This window comes from Streptomyces sp. NPDC046931 (assembly GCF_040644655.1).
GTDB lineage: Bacteria > Actinomycetota > Actinomycetes > Streptomycetales > Streptomycetaceae > Streptomyces.
Genome location: NZ_JBEYWX010000003.1, coordinates 148385 through 174534, shown reverse-complemented (window position 1 = coordinate 174534; position 26150 = coordinate 148385). Strand labels below are relative to the sequence as shown.

At 72.5% G+C, this 26150-nt stretch carries 22 protein-coding genes and 2 pseudogenes; 7 read left to right on the top strand and 17 right to left on the bottom strand.

All coding sequences use genetic code 11. The features are described from left to right. Positions 1 to 23: 23 nt before the first annotated feature. The 3 genes from ABZ876_RS07960 to ABZ876_RS07950 form a co-directional block, all read right to left on the bottom strand. The gene (locus ABZ876_RS07960; RefSeq protein ID WP_361776038.1) at positions 24 to 1487 is read right to left on the bottom strand and encodes a glutamate synthase subunit beta; all 1464 of its coding nucleotides are present in this window, start codon (positions 1485 to 1487) and stop codon (positions 24 to 26) included. Then, positions 1480 to 6075 carry a glutamate synthase large subunit gene (gene gltB / locus ABZ876_RS07955; RefSeq protein WP_361776992.1) on the bottom strand — a complete coding sequence of 1532 codons (4596 nt, stop codon included), beginning with the start codon at positions 6073 to 6075 and terminating at the stop codon, positions 1480 to 1482. The genes ABZ876_RS07960 and gltB overlap by 8 nt, the downstream gene beginning before the upstream one ends. Positions 6076 to 6436: 361 nt before the next feature. Continuing rightward, positions 6437 to 7168, bottom strand: coding sequence for a VIT1/CCC1 transporter family protein (locus tag ABZ876_RS07950; RefSeq protein ID WP_361776036.1), 732 nt, complete (start codon positions 7166 to 7168; stop codon positions 6437 to 6439). Positions 7169 to 7437: 269 nt separating this feature from the next. Between ABZ876_RS07950 and ABZ876_RS07945 the strand changes: the two are divergent. From ABZ876_RS07945 to ABZ876_RS07920, 6 genes and pseudogenes are all read left to right on the top strand, one after another. Then, a pseudogene (locus tag ABZ876_RS07945) lies at positions 7438 to 8427 on the top strand (ADP-ribosylglycohydrolase family protein); the annotation flags it as partial. A gap of 371 nt (positions 8428 to 8798) precedes the next feature. Next, complete coding sequence (locus tag ABZ876_RS07940; protein WP_361776033.1) at positions 8799 to 9929, top strand: ADP-ribosylglycohydrolase family protein; 1131 nt, start codon at positions 8799 to 8801, stop codon at positions 9927 to 9929. Positions 9930 to 9937: 8 nt separating this feature from the next. Further along, positions 9938 to 11107 carry an ADP-ribosylglycohydrolase family protein gene (locus ABZ876_RS07935; protein ID WP_361776030.1) on the top strand — a complete coding sequence of 390 codons (1170 nt, stop codon included), beginning with the start codon at positions 9938 to 9940 and terminating at the stop codon, positions 11105 to 11107. Then, positions 11095 to 12456 (top strand): ADP-ribosylglycohydrolase family protein, encoded by a 1362-nt coding sequence (locus ABZ876_RS07930; protein ID WP_361776027.1) that lies wholly within the window; start codon positions 11095 to 11097, stop codon positions 12454 to 12456. The genes ABZ876_RS07935 and ABZ876_RS07930 overlap by 13 nt, the downstream gene beginning before the upstream one ends. Further along, positions 12453 to 13640 (top strand): CoA transferase, encoded by a 1188-nt coding sequence (locus ABZ876_RS07925; RefSeq protein WP_361776024.1) that lies wholly within the window; start codon positions 12453 to 12455, stop codon positions 13638 to 13640. The genes ABZ876_RS07930 and ABZ876_RS07925 overlap by 4 nt, the downstream gene beginning before the upstream one ends. After that, positions 13637 to 14482 (top strand): CoA ester lyase, encoded by an 846-nt coding sequence (locus ABZ876_RS07920; protein ID WP_361776021.1) that lies wholly within the window; start codon positions 13637 to 13639, stop codon positions 14480 to 14482. The genes ABZ876_RS07925 and ABZ876_RS07920 overlap by 4 nt, the downstream gene beginning before the upstream one ends. Before the next feature lie 71 nt (positions 14483 to 14553). Here the strand turns inward: ABZ876_RS07920 and lgt are convergent, their stop codons facing one another. From lgt to hisI, 11 genes are all read right to left on the bottom strand, one after another. Next, positions 14554 to 15570: a prolipoprotein diacylglyceryl transferase gene (gene lgt / locus ABZ876_RS07915; protein WP_361776018.1), complete on the bottom strand. Its 1017-nt coding sequence runs from the start codon at positions 15568 to 15570 to the stop codon at positions 14554 to 14556. Positions 15571 to 15709: 139 nt separating this feature from the next. Then, positions 15710 to 16486 (bottom strand): thioredoxin domain-containing protein, encoded by a 777-nt coding sequence (locus ABZ876_RS07910; protein ID WP_361776015.1) that lies wholly within the window; start codon positions 16484 to 16486, stop codon positions 15710 to 15712. Positions 16487 to 16605: 119 nt separating this feature from the next. After that, a complete protein-coding gene (gene trpA / locus ABZ876_RS07905) occupies positions 16606 to 17421 on the bottom strand; it encodes a tryptophan synthase subunit alpha (protein ID WP_361776012.1) in 816 nt (271 codons plus the stop codon). Beyond that, the gene (gene trpB / locus ABZ876_RS07900; protein ID WP_361776009.1) at positions 17418 to 18704 is read right to left on the bottom strand and encodes a tryptophan synthase subunit beta; all 1287 of its coding nucleotides are present in this window, start codon (positions 18702 to 18704) and stop codon (positions 17418 to 17420) included. Before trpB ends, trpA begins: the two co-directional genes overlap by 4 nt. Before the next feature lie 90 nt (positions 18705 to 18794). After that, positions 18795 to 19004, bottom strand: coding sequence for a hypothetical protein (locus tag ABZ876_RS07895; protein ID WP_361776006.1), 210 nt, complete (start codon positions 19002 to 19004; stop codon positions 18795 to 18797). A 73-nt stretch (positions 19005 to 19077) separates the two neighbouring features. Beyond that, the gene (gene trpC, locus ABZ876_RS07890) at positions 19078 to 19887 is read right to left on the bottom strand and encodes an indole-3-glycerol phosphate synthase TrpC (protein ID WP_361776003.1); all 810 of its coding nucleotides are present in this window, start codon (positions 19885 to 19887) and stop codon (positions 19078 to 19080) included. Between the two features lie 196 nt (positions 19888 to 20083). Beyond that, entirely contained in the window at positions 20084 to 20542 is a 459-nt protein-coding gene (locus ABZ876_RS07885) for a DUF2752 domain-containing protein (protein ID WP_361776000.1), read from the bottom strand. Between the two features lie 108 nt (positions 20543 to 20650). Continuing rightward, positions 20651 to 20893 carry an HGxxPAAW family protein gene (locus tag ABZ876_RS07880; protein ID WP_361775997.1) on the bottom strand — a complete coding sequence of 81 codons (243 nt, stop codon included), beginning with the start codon at positions 20891 to 20893 and terminating at the stop codon, positions 20651 to 20653. A gap of 151 nt (positions 20894 to 21044) precedes the next feature. After that, positions 21045 to 21680: a TIGR02234 family membrane protein gene (locus ABZ876_RS07875; RefSeq protein ID WP_361775995.1), complete on the bottom strand. Its 636-nt coding sequence runs from the start codon at positions 21678 to 21680 to the stop codon at positions 21045 to 21047. A gap of 114 nt (positions 21681 to 21794) precedes the next feature. Continuing rightward, a complete protein-coding gene (locus tag ABZ876_RS07870; protein WP_361775992.1) occupies positions 21795 to 23282 on the bottom strand; it encodes an anthranilate synthase component I in 1488 nt (495 codons plus the stop codon). 11 nt (positions 23283 to 23293) lie between these two features. Then, a complete protein-coding gene (hisI, locus tag ABZ876_RS07865; protein WP_361775990.1) occupies positions 23294 to 23698 on the bottom strand; it encodes a phosphoribosyl-AMP cyclohydrolase in 405 nt (134 codons plus the stop codon). A gap of 82 nt (positions 23699 to 23780) precedes the next feature. Here hisI and ABZ876_RS07860 point away from each other — a divergent pair, with 82 nt between their 5' ends. Further along, positions 23781 to 24416 (top strand): TIGR03085 family metal-binding protein, encoded by a 636-nt coding sequence (locus ABZ876_RS07860; RefSeq protein WP_361775987.1) that lies wholly within the window; start codon positions 23781 to 23783, stop codon positions 24414 to 24416. A gap of 68 nt (positions 24417 to 24484) precedes the next feature. Here ABZ876_RS07860 and ABZ876_RS07855 read toward each other — a convergent pair. The 3 genes and pseudogenes from ABZ876_RS07855 to ABZ876_RS07845 all read right to left on the bottom strand — a co-directional run. Next, positions 24485 to 24927 (bottom strand): annotated as a pseudogene (locus tag ABZ876_RS07855) (MFS transporter); the annotation flags it as partial. Between the two features lie 5 nt (positions 24928 to 24932). After that, positions 24933 to 25688, bottom strand: coding sequence for an imidazole glycerol phosphate synthase subunit HisF (gene hisF / locus ABZ876_RS07850; protein ID WP_361775984.1), 756 nt, complete (start codon positions 25686 to 25688; stop codon positions 24933 to 24935). A 55-nt stretch (positions 25689 to 25743) separates the two neighbouring features. Then, entirely contained in the window at positions 25744 to 26148 is a 405-nt protein-coding gene (locus ABZ876_RS07845) for a RidA family protein (RefSeq protein ID WP_361775981.1), read from the bottom strand. Positions 26149 to 26150: the final 2 nt, after the last annotated feature.

Below are 26150 nucleotides of genomic sequence, written 5' to 3'. Positions count from 1 at the left end.
CCCTCAGGTCACGCCGTGGTGCCTCAGACCGCGAGGGCGCGGTCCGTCGGGCGGATGGGGGCCGGCAGGTCGCTGACGCCCGTGAGGTAGCGGTCGACGCCGCGGGCCGCCGAGCGGCCCTCGGCGATCGCCCAGACGATCAGCGACTGGCCGCGGCCGGCGTCGCCCGCCACGAACACGCCCGGCACGTTCGTCTGGAAGTGGGCGTCGCGGGCGATGTTGCCACGCTCGTCCAGCTCCAGGCCGAACTGCTCGACCAGTCCGTTCTGCTGGTCGGTGCCGGTGAAGCCCATGGCGAGGGTGACCAGCTGCGCCGGGATCTTCCGCTCGGTGCCCGGCTTCCGGTTCAGCTTGCCGTCCACGAACTCGACCTCGGCCAGGTGCAGCCACTGCACATTGCCGTCCTCGTCGCCCTCGAAGTGGGTCGTGGAGGCCGAGTAGATGCGCTCGCCGCCCTCCTCGTGGGCCGAGGTGACCTTGTAGAGGATCGGGAAGGTCGGCCACGGCTGGTTGACCGGGTGCCGCTCGTCGTTCGGGCGGGGCATGATCTCCAGCTGGGTGACGGAGGCCGCGCCCTGACGGTGGGCCGTGCCCACGCAGTCCGCGCCCGTGTCGCCGCCGCCGATCACGACCACGTGCTTGCCCTCCGCCGAGATCGGCGGGGCCACGTAGTCGCCCTCCTGCACCTTGTTGGCCAGGGGGAGGTACTCCATGGCCTGGTAGACGCCCTTGAGCTCGCGGCCCGGGACCGGGAGGTCACGTGCGGTCGTCGAGCCCGCGGCGATCACCACGGCGTCGTACCGCTTGCGCAGGTCCGTCGCCTTGAGGTCGCGGCCGATCTCGATGCCGGTACGGAAGCGGGTGCCCTCCGCGCGCATCTGCTCGATACGGCGGTTGATGTGCCGCTTCTCCATCTTGAACTCGGGGATGCCGTAGCGGAGCAGACCGCCGACGCGGTCCGCGCGCTCGTACACCGCGACCGTATGACCGGCCCGGGTCAGCTGCTGGGCGGCGGCCAGACCGGCCGGGCCCGAGCCGATGACCGCGACCGTCTTGCCGGACAGGCGCTCGGGGACCTGCGGCTTGACGGTGCCGTTGTCCCACGCCTTGTCGATGATCGAGACCTCGACGTTCTTGATGGTGACCGGCGGCTGGTTGATGCCGAGCACACACGCCGACTCGCACGGGGCCGGGCACAGGCGGCCGGTGAACTCCGGGAAGTTGTTCGTGGCGTGCAGGCGCTCGGAGGCCCCGGTCCAGTCCTCGCGGTAGGCGTAGTCGTTCCACTCGGGGATCAGGTTCCCGAGCGGACAGCCGTTGTGGCAGAACGGGATGCCGCAGTCCATGCACCGGCTGGCCTGCTTGCTGATGATCGGCAGCAGCGAGCCGGGAACGTAGACCTCGTTCCAGTCCTTCTTGCGCTCCTCGACGGGGCGGGACGAGGCGACCTCGCGGCCGTGCGTCAGGAAGCCCTTGGGATCAGCCATTGGTCGCCGCCTCCATCATCTTCTCGGTGATCTCGGTCTCGGAGAGACCGGCTCGCTCGGCGGCGTCCTTGGCGGCGAGCACTGCCTTGTACGTGCTGGGGATGATCTTGCTGAAGCGGTCCACGGCGACGGACCACTCGGCGAGGAGCTTCTCGGCGACCGTGGAGCCGGTCTCCTCGGCATGACGGCGCACCACGTCGTGCAGCCACTGCTTGTCGGCGTCGTCCAGGGCCTCGATGGAGCCGTGGTTGCCGGCGTTGACGTTGTCCCGGTCCAGGTCGATGACGTACGCGACGCCACCCGACATACCGGCCGCGAAGTTGCGGCCCGTCTCGCCGAGCACGACCGCGTGTCCACCGGTCATGTACTCGCAGCCGTGGTCGCCCACGCCCTCCGACACCACCAGGGCGCCGGAGTTGCGGACGCAGAACCGCTCTCCGGTACGACCGCGCAGGAACAGCTCGCCGCCGGTGGCGCCGTAGGCGATGGTGTTGCCCGCGATCGTCGAGTACTCGGCGAGGTGCTCGGCGGCACGGTCCGGGCGCACGACGACCCGGCCGCCGGACAGGCCCTTGCCGACGTAGTCGTTGGCGTCGCCCTCCAGGCGCAGGGTGACACCGCGCGGCAGGAACGCGCCGAAGGACTGGCCCGCGGAGCCGGTGAAGGTGATGTCGATCGTGCCGTCGGGCAGGCCCGCTCCGCCGAACTTCTTGGTCACCTCGTGGCCGAGCATGGTGCCGACCGTGCGGTTGATGTTGCGGATCGCGACCTGGGCGCGCACCGGCTGGGCCTCGGCCTGGGAGTTCGCGGCCAGGGCGTCGGCGGCGAGCTTGATCAGCTCGTTGTCCAGCGCCTTCTCCAGGCCGTGGTCCTGGGCGACGACCTGGTGGCGCACCGCGCCCTCGGCCAGCGCGGGCACGTGGAACAGCGGCTCCAGGTCCAGGCCCTGGGCCTTCCAGTGGTCGACCGCGCGGGTGACGTCGAGCGCCTCGGCGTGGCCGACGGCCTCCTCGATGGAGCGGAAGCCGAGCTCCGCGAGCAGCTCGCGGACCTCCTCGGCGATGAACTGGAAGAAGTTCACCACGAATTCGGCCTTGCCGGTGAACCGCTCGCGCAGCACCGGGTTCTGGGTGGCGATGCCGACCGGGCAGGTGTCCAGGTGGCAGACGCGCATCATGACGCAGCCGGAGACGACGAGCGGCGCGGTCGCGAAACCGAACTCCTCGGCACCGAGCAGCGCGGCGATGACGACGTCGCGGCCGGTCTTCAGCTGGCCGTCGGTCTGCACGACGATGCGGTCGCGCAGCCCGTTGAGCAGCAGGGTCTGCTGGGTCTCGGCGAGGCCCAGCTCCCAGGGACCGCCGGCGTGCTTGAGGGAGGTCAGCGGGGAGGCACCCGTGCCGCCGTCGTGGCCGGAGATCAGGACGACGTCCGCGTGGGCCTTCGACACACCCGCGGCGACCGTGCCGACGCCGACCTCGGAGACCAGCTTCACGTGAATCCGCGCCTGCGGGTTCGCGTTCTTCAGGTCGTGGATCAGCTGGGCAAGGTCCTCGATGGAGTAGATGTCGTGGTGCGGCGGCGGGGAGATCAGGCCGACGCCCGGCGTCGAGTGCCGGGTCTTGGCCACCCACGGGTAGACCTTGTGGCCGGGCAGCTGGCCGCCCTCGCCGGGCTTGGCGCCCTGGGCCATCTTGATCTGGATGTCGTCCGCGTTGACCAGGTACTCGGAGGTCACACCGAAGCGGCCGGAGGCCACCTGCTTGATCGCCGAGCGGCGCGCCGGGTCGTACAGGCGGTCGGGGTCCTCGCCGCCCTCGCCGGTGTTGGACTTGGCGCCCAGCTGGTTCATGGCGATGGCGAGCGTCTCGTGCGCCTCCTTGGAGATGGAGCCGTACGACATGGCGCCCGTGGAGAAGCGCTTGACGATCTCGGAGACCGGCTCCACCTCGTCGATGGAGATCGGCGCGCGGTCGGACTTGAAGCCGAACAGGCCGCGCAGCGTCATCAGGCGCTCGGACTGCTCGTTCACCCGGGCCGTGTACTTCTTGAAGATGTCGTAGCGGCCGGTGCGCGTGGAGTGCTGGAGGCGGAAGACCGTGTCCGGGTCGAACAGGTGCGGCTCGCCCTCGCGGCGCCACTGGTACTCGCCGCCGATCTCCAGCGCGCGGTGCGCGGGAGCGATACCGGAGGCCGGGTAGGCCTTGGCGTGACGGGCGGCGACCTCCTTGGCGATGACGTCGATGCCGACGCCGCCGATCTTGGTGGCCGTGCCGTTGAAGTACTTCTCGACGAAGGCCTCGTCCAGGCCGACGGCCTCGAAGACCTGGGCGCCGCGGTAGGAGGCGACGGTGGAGATGCCCATCTTGGACATGACCTTCAGGACGCCCTTGCCGAGGGCGTAGATCAGGTTGCGGATGGCCTTCTCGGGCTCGATGCCCGGCAGGAAGGTGCCCGCGCGGACCAGGTCCTCGACGGACTCCATCGCCAGGTACGGGTTGACGGCCGCGGCGCCGTAGCCGATGAGCAGGGCGACGTGGTGGACCTCGCGGACGTCACCGGCCTCGACCAGCAGGCCCACGTGGGTGCGCTGCTTGGTGCGGATGAGGTGGTGGTGGACGGCCGCGGTGAGCAGCAGCGAGGGGATCGGCGCATGCTCGGCGTCCGAGTGCCGGTCGGAGAGCACGATCAGACGGGCGCCGTTCTCGATGGCGGCGTCGGCCTCGGCGCAGATCTCCTCCAGGCGCGCGGCGAGGGCTTCGCCGCCGCCGGAGACCCGGAACAGACCGGAGAGCGTCGCCGCCTTCATACCGGGCATGTCGCCGTCGGCGTTGATGTGGATGAGCTTGGCCAGCTCGTCGTTGTCGATCACCGGGAAGGGCAGCACGACGCTGCGGCAGGAGGCCGCGGTGGGCTCGAGCAGGTTGCCCTGCGGACCCAGCGACGAGCGCAGGGAGGTGACCAGCTCCTCGCGGATCGCGTCCAGCGGCGGGTTGGTGACCTGCGCGAACAGCTGGGTGAAGTAGTCGAACAGCAGACGCGGGCGCTCGGAGAGCGCGGCGATCGGCGAGTCGGTGCCCATGGAGCCGATCGGCTCGGCGCCGGCCTTGGCCATCGGCGCGAGGATGACGCGCAGCTCTTCCTCGGTGTAGCCGAAGGTCTGCTGGCGGCGGGTGACGGAGGCGTGGGTGTGCACGATGTGCTCGCGCTCGGGCAGGTCGCCCAGCTCGATCTCGCCGGCCTCCAGCCACTCCGCGTAGGGCTGCGCGGCGGCGAGGCTCGCCTTGATCTCGTCGTCCTCGATGATGCGGTGCTCGGCGGTGTCGACGAGGAACATCCGGCCGGGCTGGAGCCGGCCCTTGCGGACGACCTTGGCGGGGTCGATGTCGAGGACGCCGACCTCGGAGCCGAGGACGACGAGGCCGTCGTCGGTGACCCAGTAGCGGCCGGGGCGCAGACCGTTGCGGTCGAGCACGGCGCCGACCTGGGTGCCGTCGGTGAAGGTCACGCAGGCGGGGCCGTCCCAGGGCTCCATCATCGTGGAGTGGAACTGGTAGAAGGCGCGCCGGGCCGGGTCCATGGAGTCGTGGTTCTCCCACGCCTCCGGGATCATCATCAGCACGGAGTGCGGCAGGGAGCGGCCACCGAGGTGCAGGAGTTCGAGCACCTCGTCGAAGGAGGCCGAGTCGGAGGCCTCGGGCGTACAGATCGGGAAGATCCGCTCCAGCTTCTCCTGGGGGCCGAACAGGTCGGAGAGCAGCTGGGACTCGCGGGCGCGCATCCAGTTGCGGTTGCCCTTGACCGTGTTGATCTCGCCGTTGTGGGCGACGAAGCGGTACGGGTGGGCGAGCGGCCAGCTCGGGAAGGTGTTGGTCGAGAAGCGCGAGTGGACCAGGGCGACGGCCGAGGCGAAACGGCGGTCGGACAGGTCCGGGAAGAAGGGCTCCAGCTGGCCGGTGGTCAGCATGCCCTTGTAGACGATCGTGCGCGCGGACAGCGACGGGAAGTAGACCCCGGCCTCGCGCTCGGCGCGCTTGCGCAGCACGAAGGCCTTGCGGTCGAGGTCGATGCCCTTGCTCGCCCGGTCCGTCACGAACAGCTGACGGAAGACGGGCATGGTGGAGCGGGCGGTGGCGCCCAGCAGCTCGGGGGCGACCGGAACCTCGCGCCAGCCGAGGACGGTCAGGCCCTCACCCGCGGCGATCGTCTCGATATGCGAGACGATCTCGGCGGTGCCGTCCTCGGGCAGGAAGGCGATGCCGACGGCGTACGCGCCCGCCTCGGGCAGCTCGAATCCGGCCACCTCGCGGAAGAAGGTGTCGGGCACCTGCGAGAGAAGGCCGGCGCCGTCACCGGAGTCGGGCTCGGAGCCGGTGGCACCGCGGTGCTCCAGGTTACGCAGAACCGTGAGCGCCTGTTCGACCAGCGCATGGCTCGCCTCACCGGTGAGGGTGGCCACAAAGCCGACGCCACAGGCGTCGTGCTCATTGCGGGGGTCGTACATACCCTGCGCAGCAGGGCGAGCATCCATGAACGACCAGTTCTGGCCATTCGCGGAGTGCTGGGACGGCTGGCGCGGCGTACGCATCGGCTCTCCCGTCGTCGTCATGTGGCATGTGCAGTGCCGAGGGACGACGTTGGCCCTCTGCGTCAGGTGCGAAATTTCGTGCAGGTTACATGATGGAGCGGTGCTCGGGAAGCGGATAGACCGTTCCAGCATGCGGACACCCGCCGTGCGCGGCGGGTGCCGCGCACGGCGATGGAAGTCAGGGGGCGCAAGCGGACAGATCGGTGTCCGTCGGGCCGGATGAGGCGGGCTTCGTCGCCCACCGGGAGTGCGGCGCAGGCCTCATTGCCCGCGGCGCTTACGGCTCATGCCCGGTGGTCAAGCAATCGAAACCGTGGAGTAACAACTACTTATACGGTCCCTCGCATAAGTAGCGTGGCCTCTATCCTACGGCGGTACCGAACAAACTGCCCAGGGCGTACGTCACACCCGCCGCGGCGCCGCCGAGGGCCAGCTGCCGCAGACCGCTGTACCACCAGGCCCGCGCCGTCACCTTGGCCACGACCGCGCCGCAGGCGAAGAGCCCGAGCAGAGCGAGCAGCACGGCGGGCCACAGAGCGTGGGCACCGATCAGATACGGCAGGAGGGGCAGCAGGGCGCCGAGCGCGAAGGAGCCGAAGCTGGAGACGGCGGCCACCAGCGGGGAGGGCAGGTCGCCCGGATCGATCCCCAGTTCCTCGCGGGCGTGTATCTCCAGGGCCTGCTCCGGGTCGCGGGAGAGCTGCCTGGCGACCTCGCGGGCCAGCGCGGGCTCCACCCCGCGGGCCTGGTACAGCGCCGCCAGCTCCTTCTCCTCGTCCTCGGGATGCTTGCGCAGCTCACGCCGCTCGACGGCGAGCTCCGCCTCCACCAGCTCGCGCTGCGAGGCGACGGAGGTGTACTCGCCCGCGGCCATGGAGAAGGCCCCGGCGGCCAGGCCCGCGAACCCGGTGATGATGATGGTCTGCTGGCCGACGGACCCGCCGGCGACACCGGTCATCAGGGCCAGGTTGGACACCAGCCCGTCCATCGCGCCGAAGACGGCCGGGCGCAGCCAGCCTCCGTTCACATCCCTGTGGGTGTGGTTGTCCCGATGCGCCTCGTGCAGTGTCGCCTCGGTCTCGATGATGGCCATGCCCGGTCCCCCAGGGTGCTGATTGGACTGTTTCCACTTTTCGACAACACCGAAAGTACGTCGAAAATTGCTCGGCCGCCAGCAAGGAAAGGCTGGGCTAACCTGCGCTTTTACCGTTCGACGCTCATCCGTGAGGGGTGTTGCACAGATGTCGGACGGGTGATGCTGAGGCCGGCGAGGCTCGGGGGAACGGCTCCGGTGGCACAGATCCGCACAGCGGTTCCGTCGCCCCTGACCGGGGGCGGGCGTCCTGAGAGGAGAGGCTCCGTATGGCTTCCATCGCCTGCAGTCCCTCGGCCCCGGCGCCCGGGAACGCCTCCTGCCTGCGGGAACGGGCGCGTGGCGCGCTGCTCGGCCTCGCCGTCGGGGACGCCCTGGGTGCGCCCGCCGAGAACCTGAAGCCGTCCGAGATCCGGGCCCGCTGGGGCCGCATCACGGGGTACGTCGTCGACCAGCCCTCCGGCACGGACGACACCGAGTACGCGATCTTCTCGGGGCTGCTGCTGGCCCGGTACGGCTCGGCGCTCACCGTGGCGCAGGTGGAGGCGGCCTGGCACCGGTGGATCGCGGACCGGGACGAGGGCCCGTTCCGCGGGGCGGGCTTCAGCGAGCGGGGCACCCTGGAGAACCTTCGCCGGGGCCTCGCGGCGCCCATCTCGGCGCAGCACCGGCACGCATGGAGCGACGGCCTGGCCATGCGGGCGGCTCCCTTCGGCGTCTTCGCCGCGGGCCGCCCCGCCGAGGCGGCCCGGCTGGTGGCGATCGACGGCTCGGTGAGCCACGAGGGGGAGGGCATCTACGGCGGCCAGGCCGTCGCGGCCGGGGTCGCGGCCGCGATGGCGGGCGCGCCGACGACCGCCGTGGTGGCCTCGGCCCTCGCGGTCGTCCCCGACGACTCCTGGACGGCCCGCTCCCTGCGCCGCGCGGTCCTCGCGGCCCGCCGGGGCGCACGCGCGGTCCGCTCAGCGGTGGTGATCGGCGGCTACCCCTGGACGGACCTCGCCCCCGAGGCGGTGGCCCTGGCCTTCGGCGCGTACGCGGCGGCGGACGGCGACTTCAGGGGGGCGGTGCTCACGGCGGTGAACATGGGCCGCGACGCCGACACGACGGCGGCGGTCGCGGGCGCCCTGGCGGGCGCGACCCGGGGAGTGTCGGCGATCCCCGCGGCGTGGGCGGCGGCGATCGGCCCGGTCCGCGGCCGGTGCCTGCCCTCCATGGCTGGCCACCATGTCCTCGCCGTCGCGGACCTGCTCACACCGGAGAGCGGCGGGACGGGGGCCGGAGGGACGACGGGCGCTGGAGGGACGATGGGCGCTGGAGGGACGATGGGCGCTGGAGGGACGATGGGCGCTGGAGGGACGATGGGCGCTGGAGGGACGATGGGCGCCGGAGGGACGACGGGGATCACAGGGTCTGGGGGGGTTGGAGGGAATACGGGGGCGAAGGAGACGGCGGGAACGGCGGCAGCACCGGGCGCCGCCACACCCGCGCGTCGGGCCCGGGCCGCCGAAATCGGCGATCCGGTGCTCCGCAGCGGGCCCCCGCGGCAGGACGCCCGGGCTCAGCCCGATCCCGCGGCCTACGCGGAGGCCGCCTACGGGGACGCGGCGGACGAGGGCGGGATGGAGCCGTGAGCGCGCCCACGGGCCCCCGTCGTATCGAGGGACTGCTGCTCGGGCTCGCCGCGGGCGACGCGGCCGGCTGGCCGGCCGCCCGGCACCGGGCCGCCCATATGCCCGAGTGGACCCGGCGGCTGACCCGGGAGCTGGACACCTTCGCCGAGCAGAACGCGACCACCACCCTGCCCGTGCCGATCGCGCTCAACCAGCCGCCGGAGCCGCTGCGGCTGGGGCCGTCGGACGACGCCGAGTGGGCGGCGTTCGCGGCGGAGGCCGTGCTGCGGGCCGGGGACGGCAGCGCGCTCGGCGACCTCGACCGGCAGCGCAGGATGCGCGCGGCCATCGATCTGTCCTGGAACGCCGTCGCCGCCGAGGTCGCCGCCGCGGCCGACCGCGCGCCCGAGGTCGAGTCGGCGGTTCTGCCGCTGCGCGCCCGCATCTCCGTGCGCGCAGGGCTCGGCAACCTCGCCACCGGTCTGCGCCCGCCGGCCACGGGCCACGACAACCCGCACTACTTCGACGACGCGGCCTGTGTCCGGGCCTGCGTCCTGGCCGTGGCGCACCCGGGAGACCCCCGACTGGCCGCCGAACTGGCGGAGTTCGACGCCCGCTACACCCAGGACGGCGACGGGGTGCACGGTGCGCGCGCCATGGCCGCGGCCCTCTCGCTCGCCCTGTCCGGGGAGCCGGTCGGACCGTGCGTGGAGGCCGCGCTGGCCGAACTTCCCGAGTCCACCGAGATCGGCCGCAACGCCCGGCACGCGCTGACGCTGGCCCGGGACGGCGACCGCGCCTTCTGTGTCGTACCGCTGCTGGAGCATCAGATCGTCGACCACGTCTACAGCTACGGCGTCGCGGCCGCGGAGACCGTCCCGGTCGCGCTCGCCCTGGCGACGGCGGCCCGCGGCCGGATCGCCGAGGCCGTGCCCGCAGCCGCCTGTCTGTCGCGGGTCGCCGACTCCGCCCCGGCCCTGACGGGCGCGCTGACCGGGGCGATCGGCGGCGGCGGGGTGATCCCGCCCGCCTGGCGCGACGCCTGCCGCACCCTGTCCGGCTGCGCGCTCCCCCGGCTGACCGGTACCGACCTCGTACACCTCGCCGAACTCCTGGAGGCGACGGAACTGACCGCTCCAGGGGGATGATTCCGGACATGACGCCCACTTCTGACGAGTCGACTCTTCTCGACGAACGCATCACCGGCGCCCTGGTCGGCGCCGCCGTCGGCGACGCCCTCGGCGGGCCCGTCGAGGGCTACTCCCCCGAGCAGATCGTCGAACGGCACGGCGGCCGCGTGCACGGAATCGTCGGACCCTGGCACGGTGACGCCTGGCGCACCGCCCGTCCCCTCGCCCCGTACCACAAGGGCGACGGCCACGTCACCGACGACACCTTGATGACGCACGCTCTGGTACGGGTGTACGCGGCCGTCCGTGACCACCTCGACGCGTACGCGATCGCCGAACACCTGGTCCCCGACCTGATGACGAACCCGCGCTGGATCCCGGAGCTCGAGGCGGAGACGATCCCGCTCCGGCGGATCTTCCTCGCGGAGAAGTGGCTCGTGACCAGGCTCCACTACGGCCATGTCGACCCGCGCGAGGCGGGCGTCGGCAACATCGTCAACTGCGGTGCGGCGATGTACATGGCGCCGGTCGGGCTGGTCAACGCGGCCGATCCGGCGGGCGCGTACGCGGAGGCGCTGGACGTGGCGGGGGCGCACCAGTCGTCGTACGGCAGGGAGGCGGCCGGTGTGTTCGCCGCGGCGGTGGCGGCGGCCTGCGCGCCGGGCGCGACCGCCGACTCGGTGGTGGCCGCGTGCCTGTCCGTGGCGAAGGACGGTACGCGCGCCGCCATCGAGACGGTCTGCGACACGGCCTCCCGCTACTCGGACTTCGAGTCCGCCCTGCGACCGCTGCGGGAGGCGGTGGCCCCGTACGACACGGTGGGCCCCGACTACCGGGCACCGTCCCTGGGTGCCCGCAGGCCCTCCCGGCTGCACACGATCGAGGAACTTCCGGTGGCGCTGGGCATGGTGGTGGTGGCGCGCGGCGACTACCGGCACGCGGTGCTCGGCTCGGTGAACTACGGCCGGGACTGCGACTCCATCGCGACGATGGCGGGCGCGGTCACGGGCGCGCTGGGATCGGAGGTGCCGTGCTACTGGGCGAAGGAGGTCGCGGAGGCGAGCCGTCTGGACCTGCGTGCCCCGGCCCGGACGCTGACGGAGGTCACGCGGGAGATCTTCGCCCGGGACGTGTCCCGCCGCCGGGACCGTGAGGCGGCGTTCGCCCGGTTGGGAGGCCGCAGGTGCTCCGACTGACCTGGGTCCAGCCGGAGGACCTCCTCGGCCACGAACTGCGTCAGTCGGCGCACGAGGGCCGCGAGATCTCGGCCGTCGCGGCGCGGTGGTACCGGGCGGGCGGTCCCGAGGCTCCGACCCGGGCCGGCGCGTCGACGGCGCCGGTGTCCCCGTATCTGCGGATGCTGGCGAAGGACCTGCTGGACGAACTGGCCGACCTGCCCCGCCGGTCGGCGGAGCGCGAGCCGACCTGCCTGGAGCGGATCAAGGCCCTGTGTCCCGACTGGCCCGACCGGCGCGAGGGCGCGCCCGCCCCGGCCGAGGCGCGCCTGGAGGCCGCCTGGCTCGGCCGGGCCGCAGGCTGCCTGCTCGGCAAGCCCGTGGAGAAGCTCCCCCTGGAGGGCATCCGCCGGCTTGCCCGCGCCGCCGGCAACTGGCCCCTGCACACCTGGTTCACGGCCCGTGGAGTGCCGGACGACCTCGCCGAGCGGTATCCCTGGAACCGCCGCTCCGCGGGGAACTCCCTCGCCGAGAACATCGACGGCATGCCCGAGGACGACGACCTCAACTACCCGCTGGTCAACCTGCTGTTGCTCGGCCGCCATGGCAAGGCCTTCACCACCGCCGACGTGGCCCGGCTCTGGCTCGACGAACTCCCCGCAGGCCGCGCCTTCACGGCCGAACGCGTCGCCTACCGCAATCTGCTGTGCGGCATCGAGCCCCCGCGCACGGCGCTCCACCGCAATCCCTTCCGCGAGTGGATCGGCGCCCTGATCCGCGCGGACGTCCACGGCTGGACCAACCCGGGCGACCCGGCCGCCGCGGCCGAACAGGCCCACCGCGACGCCACCCTCACACACACCGCGAACGGCGTCTACGCGGCCATGTTCACGGCGGCCACCCTCGCCGAGGGGGCCGGCGGCGCCGATGACGTCCACCACTGCCTGGGCACCGGACTCACCGTGATCCCGCCCGACTCCCGGCTGGCCCGCGCCGTCCGCCACGCGATCCGTCTCGCGCGCGCCACGCGGGACTTCGAGGTGGTCGTCGACGAACTCCACGCCGTCCACCCCGGATACCACTGGGTGCACGCCGTCCCCAACACCGCTCTGATCGCCGCCGCCCTCACGCATGCCGACGGGGACTTCACCGGCTCCGTCTGCCGGGCCGTGTCCGGGGGCTGGGACACCGACTCCAACGGCGCGACGGCGGGCAGCGTCGCGGGCCTGCTGGCCGGACGCCCCGGCGCGCTCCCCGACCGCTGGACGGCCCCGCTCAAGAACCGGCTGGCCACGTCGGTCGGCGACTTCAACGGCATCGGCTTCGACGCCCTGGCCCATCTCACCCACCGGGAAGCCCACCGCTCATGACCGCGCCCCTCACCGGCCTCCGTGTCCTCGATCTCGCGACCCTGTTCGCCGGGCCCCTCGCCGCCACCCTGCTCGGTGACTTCGGTGCCGAGGTCATCAAGGTCGAGCACCCGTCCCGGCCGGACCCCTCACGCGGTCACGGCCCGGCAAAGAACGGGGTGGGCCTGTGGTGGAAGCTTCTGGGTCGCAACAAACGCACGATGACCCTCGACCTGTCCCGGCCCGGCGGGCGGACGACCTTGCTGCGCCTGGCCGCGACCGCCGATGTGGTGATCGAGAACTTCCGCCCGGGCACGCTGGAGAAGTGGGGGCTGGGCTGGGACGAGCTGTCGGCCGCGAACCCCCGGCTGGTCCTCGCCCGGGTGACCGCGTTCGGCCAGTTCGGGCCCTACGCGCACCGCCCCGGCTTCGGCACGCTCGCGGAGGCGATGAGCGGGTTCGCGGCCATCACCGGGGAACCGGAGGCGCCCCCGACGCTGCCGCCGTTCGGACTGGCCGACTCCATCGCGGCCCTCACGACGGCGTACGCGGTGCTGACCGCCCTCGGGGGCCGCGACCGCACCGGCGCGGGACAGGTGGTGGACCTGGCGATCATCGAGCCGATCCTCACGGTCCTCGGCCCACAGCCGATCTGGTACGACCAGCTGGGCCATGTCCAGGAGCGCACCGGCAACCGCTCCCAGAACAACGCGCCGCGCAACACCTACCGCACCGCGGACGGCGGCTGGGTCGCCGTCTCCGCCTCCGCGCAGTCCGTCGCCGAGCGGGTGATGCGCCTGGTGGGCCGTCCGGAGGTGATCGAGGAGCCGTGGTTCGCGACCGGCGAGGACCGGGCACGGCACGCCGATGTGCTCGACGAGGCGGTCGCCGGGTGGATCGCCCGCCACACCCGCGCGGAGGTGCTGAAGGAGTTCGAGAGGGCGGAGGCGGCCGTCGCGCCGGTGCAGGACGTACGGGACGTGATGACCGACCCCCAGTACACGGCACTGGACTCGATCACCGCGGTCCCCGACCCCGAACTCGGCCGGCTGCGGATGCAGAACGTGCTGTTCCGGCTGTCCGCCACGCCCGGAGCGATCCGCTGGGCGGGCCGTCCGCACGGCGCGGACACACGGGCGATCCTCAGCGAGCTCGGCCTCACGGACCGGGAGATCGCCGCGCTCGCGGCGGAGGGCGCCCTGTGAGCGCGAGCCCGGGTTTCCCCCCTCTCACCTTGCTGTACGCGCCCGGGGACCGCCCCGAGGTGGTCGGCAAGGCGCTGCGGTCGGGGGCCGATGTGGTGCTCGTCGACCTGGAGGACGCGGTCGCCCCGGACCGCAAGGAGTACGCGCGGGCGGCGACGGCGGAACGGCTGTCCCAGCGTCCGCCGGTGCCCGTCCACGTCCGCGTGAACGCGCCGGACAGTCCCTGGGCCGAGGCGGACCTCGCGGCGCTGTCGGCCCTGCCCGGCCTGTCGGGTCTGCGCCTGCCGAAGGTGACGTCACCGTCGGACGTGGTCCGGGTGGCGGAGCGCACCCTGCCCGAGACGGGCGGGGCGGTCCCCCTCTACGCCCTGCTGGAGACGGCGCTGGGCGTGGAGCGGGCGTTCGCCATCGCGTCGGCGCACCCGGCCCTGCGGGGCATCGCGCTCGGCGAGGCGGACCTGCGGGCCGATCTCGGCGTACGGGAGGACGCGGGCCTGGACTGGTCGCGGGCCCGGGTGGTGGTGGCCGCCCGGGCCGCCGCGCTGCCGCCGCCCGCCCAGTCGATCTACCCGGACACCCGGGACCTGGAGGGCCTGGCGGCCTCCTGCGCTCGCGGCCGCATCCTGGGATTCCTGGGCCGGGCGGCGATCCATCCCCGCCAGCTCCCGGTCATCGAGCGCGCCTACGCGCCCACCGTGGAGGAGATCTCACGGGCCGAGGAGGTACTGAAGGCGGCGGCCAGGGATCCGGGAGCCCAGGCCCTCCCGGACGGGCGGTTCATCGACACGGCGGTGGTGAGGGAGGCGTACACCACGCTGTCCCTGGGCCGCCGGAGGCGCTGAGGTCCTGTCCCGTACACGTCGGGGGCGCCGTATCCGGTGATACGGCGCCCCCGACGGCGTACAGACGTCCCTCAGCTCTTCTTCGCCGACCGGGCCTCGTCGGCCGGAGTCTTCGAGTCCGCCGGGGTGTCCGGGTCCTCGGAGGCCTCTGCCGCCTCGGGCCTCTCCCCGGCGGGCTTCGGCTCCCCGTCGCCGGGCTCCTGCTTTCCGTCGGCAGGTTCCGGCTTCTCCAGGTCCGCGGCACCCGCGTCCTGCCCGGGCTCGCCGTCGGACGCGCCGCGTTCCACGATCTCCTCGCGGCCCGGCCGCAGCCGCGACGAGACCACGATGTACACGACGGCGCACAGGAACACCAGCATCGCGGTCCAGTCGTTCAGCCGCAGGCCCAGGATGTGGTGCGCGTCGTCGACCCGCATGTACTCGATCCAGCCGCGGCCCACACAGTACGCGGCCACATACAGCGCGAAGGCCCGTCCGTGCCCCAGCTTGAAGCGGCGGTCCGCCCAGATCACCAGGAATCCGACGCCGACGCACCACAGCGACTCGTACAGGAACGTCGGGTGGTAGTAGCCGGGCACCCGCCCGCCCGCCGAGGACGTGATGTGCAGCGCCCACGGCAGGTCAGTCGCCCGGCCGTACAGCTCCTGGTTGAACCAGTTGCCCCAGCGGCCGATCGCCTGCGCGAAGGCGATACCGGGCGCGACGGCGTCGGCGTACGCGGGGAGCGTGATGCCCCGGCGCCGGCAGCCGATCCACGCGCCGATCGCCCCGAGCGCGATCGCGCCCCAGATGCCGAGCCCGCCCTGCCAGACCTTGAACGCGTCCACCCAGTCACGGCCGTCGCTGAAGTACAGCTCGTAGTCCGTGATCACGTGGTAGAGCCGTCCGCCGACGAGGCCGAACGGCACGGCCCAGACCGCGATGTCGGCCACGGTGCCCGGCCGGCCGCCGCGGGCGACCCAGCGTTTGTTGCCGAGCCACACGGCTACGAAGACACCGATGATGATGCAGAAGGCGTAGCCGCGCAGCGGAACGGGGCCGAGGTGCAGCACTGCGCGCGACGGGCTGGGGATGTAGGCAAGTTCCATGGCAGGAACGACGCTACCGTGCCGGACACGCAGCAGGGGAACCGACCCGGCTACGGGTCCATAACGTAGGGCTCCCCCGGCGTGGCGGACCGGGGCGCGCCGGGCGGGGCTCGTCCTCATGACCGGCTCGGAGCGTGCTTCAGGACTTGTTCGCCGCCTCCACCATCTGCTTCAGCTTCGCGGGGGTCATCGTCCGGTCCTCGTAGATGTTCTTGCCGTCGAGGAGCACGGTCGGGGTGCCCCTGAAGTCTTCGGCCTGGAAGGCGTCGTTCGACTTGACCACCCAGCTGTCGTGAGTGCCGTCCTTCACACACTTCTGGAAGGCGGGCGTGTCGAGGCCGGGCACCTTGCCCGCCAGTTCGATCAGTTTCCCGTTGTCGGAGAAAGAGTCCTGGGTCTCGCTCGGCTGGTTCTGGTACAGCACGTCGTGGTACTCCCGGAACTTGCCGGCGTCCTGGGCGCACGCCGCCGCGTTGGCCGCCCGGCGGGAGCCGCTGCCGCCCGCGTTTCCGTCGATGAGCGTGACCAGGCGGTACTCGGCTCTGAGCTGTCCGGCGTCGACCAGCTGGTGGACCGTCGAGCGGTAGGCGGTCTCGAAGCCCTGGCAGGCCGGGCAGCGGAAGTCCTCCCACACCGTGAGCGTGGACTTCGCGGAGTCCCTGCCCACCGGAATCGCGAGCTGGTCCTTGCCCGTCGCGCCCGAGGGCGCCACGGCGGGACCGGCGGCGCCGCTCTTGCCGCTCTTCCCGGCGTTCGCCGCCAGGAGGCCCACCACCGTCGCCAGGCCCAGGACACAGACGATCGAGGCGCCCACGATCAGCGCACGTCGGCGCCTGTCCGCGGCCTGCTGCTTCTGTCGCTCGACCGCCAGCCGCTCACGGGCGGTGCGCTTTCCGTCACGGTTCTTCTCGCTCACATCCGGCAGAACGAACCGGGGAGGCGCTGCGCGCCTCCCCGGTCCCAGGTCCACCCGTTCGAGCGAGAAATGCCCCGGCACGCGGGGAATTCACTCTGCCGGGTGATTTCCCCGGGCTGTCACGGGGTGCCGCGCACGCCCGCGGCCAGCTCGCCCGCCAGGGTCCGTACGGCCTCCAGGGCCGCCGCCTCGTCACCGGCGTCGAGCATCCGCTTCACGAACGCCGAGCCGACGATCACTCCGTCTGCGAAGCCGGCCACCTCGGCGGCCTGCGCGGCGCTGGAGACGCCGAGGCCGACGCAGACGGGCAGGTCGGTGGTCGCCCGGGTGCGCCGGACCAGGTCCTGGGCCTGCGCGCCGACCGTCTCCCGGGTGCCGGTGACACCCATGAGGGAGGCCGCGTAGACGAAGCCGGAGCCCGCCGCGGTGATCTGGGCGAGCCGCTCGTCCCTGCTGCTGGGCGCGACCACGAAGACCGTGGCCAGCCCGTGCTTCTCGGCGTGCTCCCGCCACAGCGCCGCCTCCTGCACGGGCAGGTCCGGCAGGATGCAGCCGGCGCCGCCCGCCTCGGCCAGCTCGGCGGTGAAGCGCTCCACACCGTAGCGGTCGATGGGATTCCAGTACGTCATCACGAGCACCGGCTTCCCGGTCGCCTCGTACGCCTCGCGGACCGTCCGCATGACGTCGGCGATCCTGACGCCGCCGCGCAGGGCGATGTCGTCGGCGGTCTGGATGACGGGGCCGTCGAGGACCGGGTCGCTGTGCGGCAGGCCCACCTCGACGACGTCGGCGCCGCCGTCCAGCACCGCCTTGATCGCGGCGATGCCGCCGTCGACGGTCGGGAAGCCGGCGGGCAGATAGGCGATGAGCGCGGACCGTCCCTCGGCCTTCGCGGCGGCGAGGGTGTCGGACAGCAGTCGGATGTTGCCGCTCACTTGGCGTCCCCCTCGATCTCCGCGGCGTCGCTGTCGGCATCCGCGGCGACGGACGCGTCGGTGTCGTACAGACCGAAGTACCGGGCGGCCGTGTCCATGTCCTTGTCGCCGCGCCCTGACAGGTTGACCACGATCAGCCCGTCCCGGCCCAGCTCCCTGCCGACCTCCAGGGCGCCCGCGAGGGCGTGGGCGCTCTCGATGGCCGGGATGATGCCCTCGGTGCGGGACAGCAGACGCATGGCCTGCATCGCCTCGTCGTCGGTGACGGCCCGGTACTCGCCGCGGCCGCTGTCCTTGAGGTAGGCGTGCTCGGGACCGATGCCCGGGTAGTCGAGGCCCGCCGAGATCGAGTACGGCTCGGTGATCTGGCCCTCGTCGTCCTGGAGGACGTAGGACCGCGAGCCGTGCAGGATGCCGGGTTCGCCGGCGGTGAGCGTGGCGGCGTGCTCGCCGGTCTCGACACCGTGGCCCGCGGGCTCGCACCCGATGAGACGGACGGAGGTGTCGGGGACGAAGGCATGGAAGAGGCCGATGGCGTTGGAGCCGCCCCCCACGCAGGCGACGGCGGCGTCGGGCAGCCGCCCGGTGCGCTCGAGGAGCTGCCGCCGGGCCTCGACGCCGATCACGCGGTGGAAGTCGCGCACCATGGCCGGGAACGGATGGGGTCCGGCCACGGTGCCGAAGAGGTAGTGGGTGTGTTCGACGTTGGCGACCCAGTCGCGGAACGCCTCGTTGATGGCGTCCTTGAGGGTGCGGGAGCCCGACTTCACGGCGATGACCTCGGTGCCGAGCATGCGCATGCGGGCGACGTTGAGGGCCTGCCGCTCGGTGTCGATCTCACCCATGTAGATGGTGCAGTCGAGCCCGAAGAGAGCGCAGGCCGTGGCGGTGGCGACACCGTGCTGGCCGGCGCCGGTCTCCGCGATGACCCTGGTCTTGCCCATCCTCTTGGTCAGGAGGGCCTGCCCGAGCACATTGTTGATCTTGTGGGAGCCGGTGTGGTTGAGGTCCTCGCGCTTGAGGAACACCCGGGCGCCACCGGCGTGCTCGGCGAACCGCGACACCTCGGTGAGGGCGCTGGGCCGGCCGGCGTAGTTGACGAGCAGTTCGTCGAGCTCGCGGGCGAACTCGGGGTCGGCCTTGGCCTTGTCGTACTCGGCGGCGACCTCGTCGACGGCGGCGACGAGGGCCTCCGGGATGAACTTGCCGCCGAACGCGCCGAAGTACCCCTCGGCGCTGGGGACCCGACCCTCCGGGTCGGGAATGAAGAACTCGCTGGGCATGCGGATACCTCACGGTGAGTGCGTGGAAACGAAATCGCCGTGGGGCCGGGGCTTGTCAGACGGCCGCGGGCCGCCTGTGGACCGTCGCGCTCACGCGGCTGAGCCGCGTGTCCGGGCAGTGCCCCGCGCCCCTGGAGGGCGCCATCGCATCCCGTTCACCTGCCCCGGCTCGTCACCGATGACATACCGCACCCGTCGCCCGTGCACCCGCCGCGCGGGCGCCCGGCAGCCACGTGGCCGGCACCCACGGGCGAGACGGGCATACGGGTCCCTGGTCGCCATGGTGATCGAAAGCATCATCGACGCCAACCCTACCGGGCCGGGGCCGTCCGGGTGCCCGCATGGGGGCCACTGGGCCGGTCCCGGCGTCACGTCAGTCCCGCCCGTGCCGCAGCGCCGGGTGGGCCCCCGCCGCCACCAGGTCGGCGACCGCCGTCTTCGGGTCGCGCCCGGCCACCAGGGACTCGCCCACGAGCACCGCGTTGGCGCCCTCGTTGGCGTACGCGATCAGGTCGTGCGGTCCCCGGACCCCGGACTCGGCGACCTTCACGATCCGATCGGGGATCTCGGGGGCGAGCCGCTCGAACGTCGAACGGTCGACCTCGAGGGTCCTCAGATTGCGCGCGTTGACGCCGATCACCTTGGCGCCGGCGTCCACCGCCCGCTCGACCTCCTCCTCGTCGTGCACCTCGACGAGCGGGGTGAGCCCGATGGACTCGGCCCGCTCGATGAGGGACTCGAGGGCGGGCTGGTCGAGGGCGGCGACGATCAGGAGCGCGAGGTCGGCGCCGTAGGCCCGGGCCTCCCAGAGCTGGTACGAGGTGACGATGAAGTCCTTGCGCAGCACCGGGATGTCGACCCTGGCCCGCACGGCCTCCAGGTCGGCCAGCGAGCCGCCGAAACGGCGCTGTTCGGTCAGGACGGAGATGACGGCCGCGCCGCCCGCCTCGTAGTCCGCGGCAAGACCCGCCGGGTCGGCGATCGCGGCGAGCGCGCCCTTGGACGGGCTGGACCGCTTGACCTCGCAGATCACCTTGACGCTGTCGCCCCGCAGGGCCGCGACGCCGTCCTTGGCGGGACGCGTCTTCGCCGCGCGCTCCTTGAGCTCGTCGAGGCTGACGCGCGCCTGCCGCTCCGCAAGGTCGGCACGGACTCCGTCGATGATCTCGTCGAGCACACTCACGCGAGCGGCCCCCTTCCTGACGGTTGAGGATTTGAAGAAGCTCTGTCGCTTCGAAGCTCGGCCCACCGGGGCCCGGTGGGCCGGGATCGATCGCCCCGCGGGCGGAACCAATGGTCACTGCGATGGTATCCGGAGGAGGGCGTAGACCTCGCATCCGGTTGACGCCGGTCCCACTACCTGGACATTCCCCCGCAGGTCAAGGATGCAGCCAGCCACCGAAGGGCAGGTTGCGGACAACCGTGAAGACGAGCAGCAGGGCGCCCAGGCCCCACAGCGGTACCGGGCCGGGGTCGAACCGCAGACGCCGCCCCCGCGCCGCGTGGACCACCCACAGCGTCCACACCACCGCGAACCCCAGATAGCCGGCGACGGCCAAGGCATTGTCCTGGAGCGCCGCCAGGAAGTCCCCGTGCACGAAGGCGTGCGCGCTGCGCAGTCCGCCGCAGCCGGGGCAGTACAGGCCCGTGTGGCGCAGCAGCGGGCAGACCGGGTAGTGACCGGGCTCGTTCGGGTCCACGGCCCCCACGTACGCGAAGGCGCCGACGACTCCCGCGAGCACCCCGAGGGGGGTGGCGGTCCGCCGGAGCACGGCGGCGGCCCGGTTCGGTGCGGGAGGCGGCACCACGGTGGGGAGTTCGGCGTTCACGGGAGGCATTCTGCCTGCCCCGCTCCCCCCGCGCGCGGGGGGAGCGGGGCGGCCGCCGGGCCGACCGGGGCCGCCTTGCACCCGAGGCGCAGGGCAGCTACGAGGCCGCGGAGGGGTTCAGAGGTCCGCGCCGGCGCTCGCGGGCTGGTGCGCCGAGTGCGCCGGAGTCTTCGGCTGGCCGAGGCCCATCTGGCGCATGACGCCGCCCACGACGCCACCGAGTGCGATGATCACCATGCCCGCCCAGAAGCCGACCGGCTGAGCCATCACGGTGAAGGCGCCCGAGACGCAGAAACCGATGAAGGCGATGATGACACCGGCCCAGGCGGCCGGGGTGTGACCGTGGCTGCTGCCCGCCATGACTTGCTCCTTGCTGGCTGTATGTACATGTCTGAGCCGAACGCTCGGCGCTCATTGTCCCGCACCCGTGCGGATGAGGCGTGGGCGGGGTCGCTCCCGACGGGAGCCGCGACCGCCTCCGCTGCGCCCGCCGGGGCGGGCGGTGGTCCGGTCAGGCGCCCGTGGGGTCCTCACCCCGGTCGAGCGCCTTCCAGAGGTCTTCGGGGCGGTCGGGATCGACGGGCTTCACCCGGCGCGGCCGGGGGGTGCCGTCCCGCTCGTAGCGGCCGGACATCGCCGGCCACAGCCGGCCGTAGCGCAGGGCGAGCAGTCCGGCGAGGAGGAGGAGCGCGCCGCCGGCCGCCGCCACATACGGCCATACGGTGTGCGTGAGCGCAAAAGCGGTCGCGGAGGTGTCGCCGGCCGCCTGGGCCGCCTTCTCGTCCAGCGCCGACCCGTCCGTGGCACCGAGGAGCGCCGCGGCGACGGTGCCGGCGCCGGAGAGCGTGAGCAGCCCGGAGACGAGGAGCCGCCCGGCTCTGCGGACGGCGAAGACGGCGACGAGCGCGGCGAGGCCCACTATGGCGAGCGCCGCGGGCACGCCCGTGACCTCGCTCCCCTTGGCGGTCAGCGGGAGGTCTCCGCCGGCCACCGTCACGGTCCCCGCCGACCAGCTCTGCCGGGAGGCGAGCAGCGCGACGGCCGCACCGACCGCCCCGCTCAGCAGGGCGAGGGCGAGGCTGCGGCGGCCGGACCGGACGGGGGCGGCCTCGGTTCGGGGGTGAGGTACGGCAGTCACGTAGTCCACTATCGCCTGAACCCCGGGTGAACCGTCACCCGGGCCCCCTTATCGGATGATCGGCGCGCCCGCTCCCGGCTCATCGGCCCGGCGGGACCGGATCGTCGGCCCGGCGGGACCTGCTCATCGGCCCAGCCGGTGGGCCGTGTGGATCGCCCGCAGTACGGCCGCCGCCTTGTTGCGGCACTCGTGGTCCTCGGCGACCGGGTCGGAGTCGGCGACGATGCCCGCCCCCGCCTGGACGTATGCCGTGCCGTCCCGCAGCAGCGCCGTACGGATGGCGATGGCGGTGTCGGAGTCGCCCGCGAAGTCCAGGTAGCCGACGCAGCCGCCGTACAGCCCCCGCCGTGAGGGCTCCAGTTCGTCGATGATCTGCATCGCCCGCGGCTTGGGCGCGCCGGAGAGCGTGCCCGCCGGGAAGCAGGCGGTCAGGACGTCGAAGGCCGTGCGGCCCTCGGCGACCCGGCCCGTCACGGTCGAGACGATGTGCATCACGTGCGAGTACCGCTCGACGGACATGAAGTCGACGACCTCGACCGAACCGGGTTCGCAGACCCGCCCCAGGTCGTTGCGGCCCAGGTCGACGAGCATCAGATGCTCGGCACGCTCCTTGGGGTCGGCCAGCAGTTCCTCGGCGAGCGCCTGGTCCTCCTGCGGGGTCGCGCCGCGGTGCCGGGTGCCCGCGATGGGGTGGACCATGGCCCGGCCACCCTCGACCTTCACCAGTGCCTCGGGACTGGATCCGACCACGTCGAAGCCCTCGAAGCGGAACAGGTACATATAGGGGGACGGGTTGGTGGCCCGCAGCACCCGGTAGACGTCCAACGCACTTGCCGAGCACGGCGTTTCGAAGCGCTGCGACGGGACGACCTGGAAGGCCTCACCCGCGCGGATGCGCTCCTTGATGTCCTCGACGGCCTCCCGGAAGTCCTCGCCTCCCCACCGGGCGGTGTACTCGGGCAGCTCGGAGGGCGGGAGGACGGCGGCCGGCTGCGCGACCGCGCGGGAGAGGTCGGCCTCCATCGCGTCCAGGCGGGCCACGGCGTCCGCGTAGGCCTCGTCGACGCCCGTGTCGAGGTCGTTGTGGTTGATCGCGTTGGCGATCAGCAGGACGGAGCCCTCCCAGTGGTCCATGACCGCGAGGTCGCTGGTCAGGAGCATGGTCAGCTCGGGCAGCCGCAACTCGTCCCGCTCGCCCGGGCCGATCTTCTCCAGCCGGCGCACGATGTCGTAGCCCAGATAGCCGACCATGCCGCCGGTGAACGGCGGCAGATCCTCCTGGTGAGGCGTGTGCAGGGCCTCGATGGTGGCCCGGAGGGCCGCCAGCGGGTCGCCGTCCACCGGGACGCCGACCGGCGGGGCACCGAGCCAGTGGGCCTCGCCGTCCCGTTCGGTGAGGGTGGCGGCGCTGCGGACGCCCACGAAGGAGTAGCGGGACCACTTGTACGCGGAGCGGCCGTTCTCCGCGGACTCCAGCAGGAAGGTGCCGGGGCGCTCCGCGGCGAGTTTGCGGTAGAGCGCGACCGGGGTGTCGCCGTCGGCGAGGAGCTTGCGTGTGACCGGGATGACCCGTCGGTCGTTGGCCAGCTTGCGGAATGTCTCGAGGTCCATGGCGGCCGACCTTACTGATCCGCGGACGCGGTGGCGCCGGTCACCGCGCCCCCGAGCAGCACATCGGCGTCGAAGCACGTGCGGTCGCCGGTGTGGCAGGCGGCGCCGACCTGGTCGACCTTGACGAGCAGGGTGTCCGCGTCGCAGTCCAGGGCGACCGACTTGACATGCTGGACGTGGCCCGAGGTATCGCCCTTCACCCAGTACTCCTGGCGGCTGCGCGACCAGTAGGTGCAGCGTCCGGTCGTCAGTGTGCGGTGCAGCGCCTCGTCGTCCATCCAGCCGAGCATCAGCACCTCCCCGGTGTCGTACTGCTGGGCGATCGCGGGGAGCAAACCGTCGGCACTGCGCTTGAGGCGCGCGGCGATCTCGGGGGCCAGGCCGCTGGGCCTGCTGGGGTCGGGCGTGCTGGTCATGTCGACCATTGTGCCGCGCCCCGGCGTCGCCACCGGTCCCCGTCCGGTGGGCGGACCGTCCCCGCGGTCGTACGCTGACTGCATGTCGACCCATGCGAAGCGTGAACGGCTCCTGCTCGCCGATCTGTTGGAGGCCACGGGCCCGGACGCGCCCACGCTGTGCGAGGGCTGGAACACCCGGGACCTCGCCGCGCACGTGGTGGTGCGCGAGCGCCGCCCCGACGCCGCCGGCGGTGTGCTGGTCAAGCAGCTCGCGCCGCGGCTGGAGAAGGTGATGGAGGAGTACACCGCGAAGCCCTACGAGGAGCTGATCCAGCTGATCCGCACCGGGCCGCCGCGGTTCTCGCCCTTCCAGCTCAAGCAGCTCGACGAGGCGGCGAACACCGTCGAGTTCTACATCCACACGGAGGACGTCCGCCGCGCCCAGCCCGACTGGACGCCGCGCGAGCTCGACCCCGTCTTCCAGGACGCCCTGTGGTCGCGCCTGGAGCGCACGGCCCGGCTCACCGCCCGCAAGGCGCCGACGGGACTGGTGCTGCGCCGCCCGGACGGGCAGACGGCGGTCGCGCACCGGGGTACGCCGGTCGTGACGGTGACCGGCGAGCCCTCGGAACTGCTGATGTTCTCGCTCGGCCGGCAGCGGGTGGCGGATGTGGAGCTGGAGGGCGACAAGGAGGCGGTCGCCAAGGTGCAGGACGCCAAGGAGCTGGGGCTCTGAGGGGGCGCTCAGCGGGGGAGCTCGGCGCGGCGCAGGTCGCGGACGGACAGGGTGGTGCCATGGGCGTCCGCGCTGTCGTCCGGGTGTGGCTCCCGCATGCGTACGGAGACCAGCGGCGGCACCGACACGGCGATCAGCACTCCGGCGAGCCCGAACGCGGCCGCCGCGCCGCCGACTGCCACACCGAGGCCGCCGAGCGGTGCGCCGACGACGATCGCGAACAGGTACGCCAGGCCTCGAGGGCCCCGCACTCGGGCGAGCCGGACCTTGGCCGTGATCCGGGCCGGCCGTGCTCCGGCGGCGGGTATGAACACGGCGTCCACGGTGCCGAAGCCCGGCGCCGGCGGCACCAGCGGCCACTGACCGGGGCCGGCGACGAACAGCAGGCCCGCCACCGCGAGCACGACCGCGCAGCGCACCGCCTCGCTTGCCGATGACGGCCTTCCGCGGCCCGAGGCGTGCCGGAACGAGGCCCCGGCCGCTCCAAGGCGACCGGGGCTCAGGCCGAGAGCGGCGTCACCGCACCGGGTGCCCCGCCTCCCGCAGCGTCTCCTTCACCTCGCCGATGCGCAGATCCCCGAAGTGGAACACGGAGGCCGCGAGCACCGCGTCCGCGCCCGCGGCGATGGCCGGCGGGAAGTGGGCCGCCGTGCCTGCGCCGCCGGAGGCGATCAAGGGGACCGTCACATGCCTGCGCACGGCCGCGATCATCTCCAGGTCGTAGCCGTCCTTGGTGCCGTCCGCGTCCATCGAGTTGAGCAGGATCTCCCCCGCGCCCAGCTCGGCGGCCCGGTGCGCCCACTCGATCGCGTCCATGCCGGTGCCACGGCGGCCGCCGTGGGTGGTCACCTCGAACGAACCGGACTCGGTGCGGCGCGCGTCGACCGACAGCACCAGCACCTGCCGTCCGAAACGCTCGGCGATCTCCCGGATCAGGTCCGGGCGGGCGATCGCGGCCGTGTTCACGCCGACCTTGTCGGCGCCCGCCCGCAGCAGCCTGTCCACGTCCTCGGCCGTACGGACACCGCCGCCGACCGTCAGCGGGATGAAGACCTGCTCGGCGGTGCGGCGCACCACGTCGTACGTCGTCTCGCGGTCGCCCGAGGACGCGGTGATGTCCAGGAAGGTCAGCTCGTCGGCGCCCTCGGCGTCGTACACCTTGGCCATCTCGACGGGGTCGCCCGCGTCGCGCAGGTTCTGGAAGTTCACTCCCTTGACGACCCGGCCGTTGTCCACGTCCAGGCAGGGGATGACTCGGACCGCCAGGGTCATGAATCCACGGCTCCTCTTGCTGCTTCCAGCCTCTGAAGGCTTGCTTCCAGGCCTTTCAAGGCTGCTTCTGGCCTCTGAAGGCTTCCAGTTCCACTTCGACCAGGATGCGTGGGTCGACGAAGCCCTCCACGACCAGCAGGGTCGAGACAGGGCGCACGGAGTCGAACAGCTCCTTGTGGGCCCGCCCCACCTCGTCGACATCCCGCAGATGGGTCAGGTACATCCGGGTCCGGAGTACCGACTCGGGACCGAGCCCGAACTCGGCGATCGCTTCCAGCGCGCTGGTGAAGGCCACCTTGGCCTGCTCGTACGGATCGCCCTCCCCGTACAGCACGTGCCCCCGGAAGGACGTCGTGCCGGCCACCAGCACACGGTCGCCCGCCGCGACGGCGCGTGCGAAGCCGAAGCTCTCTTCCCAGGGACTTCCGCCCTGCACCCGCCGCACGGCTTCCGACGTCATGA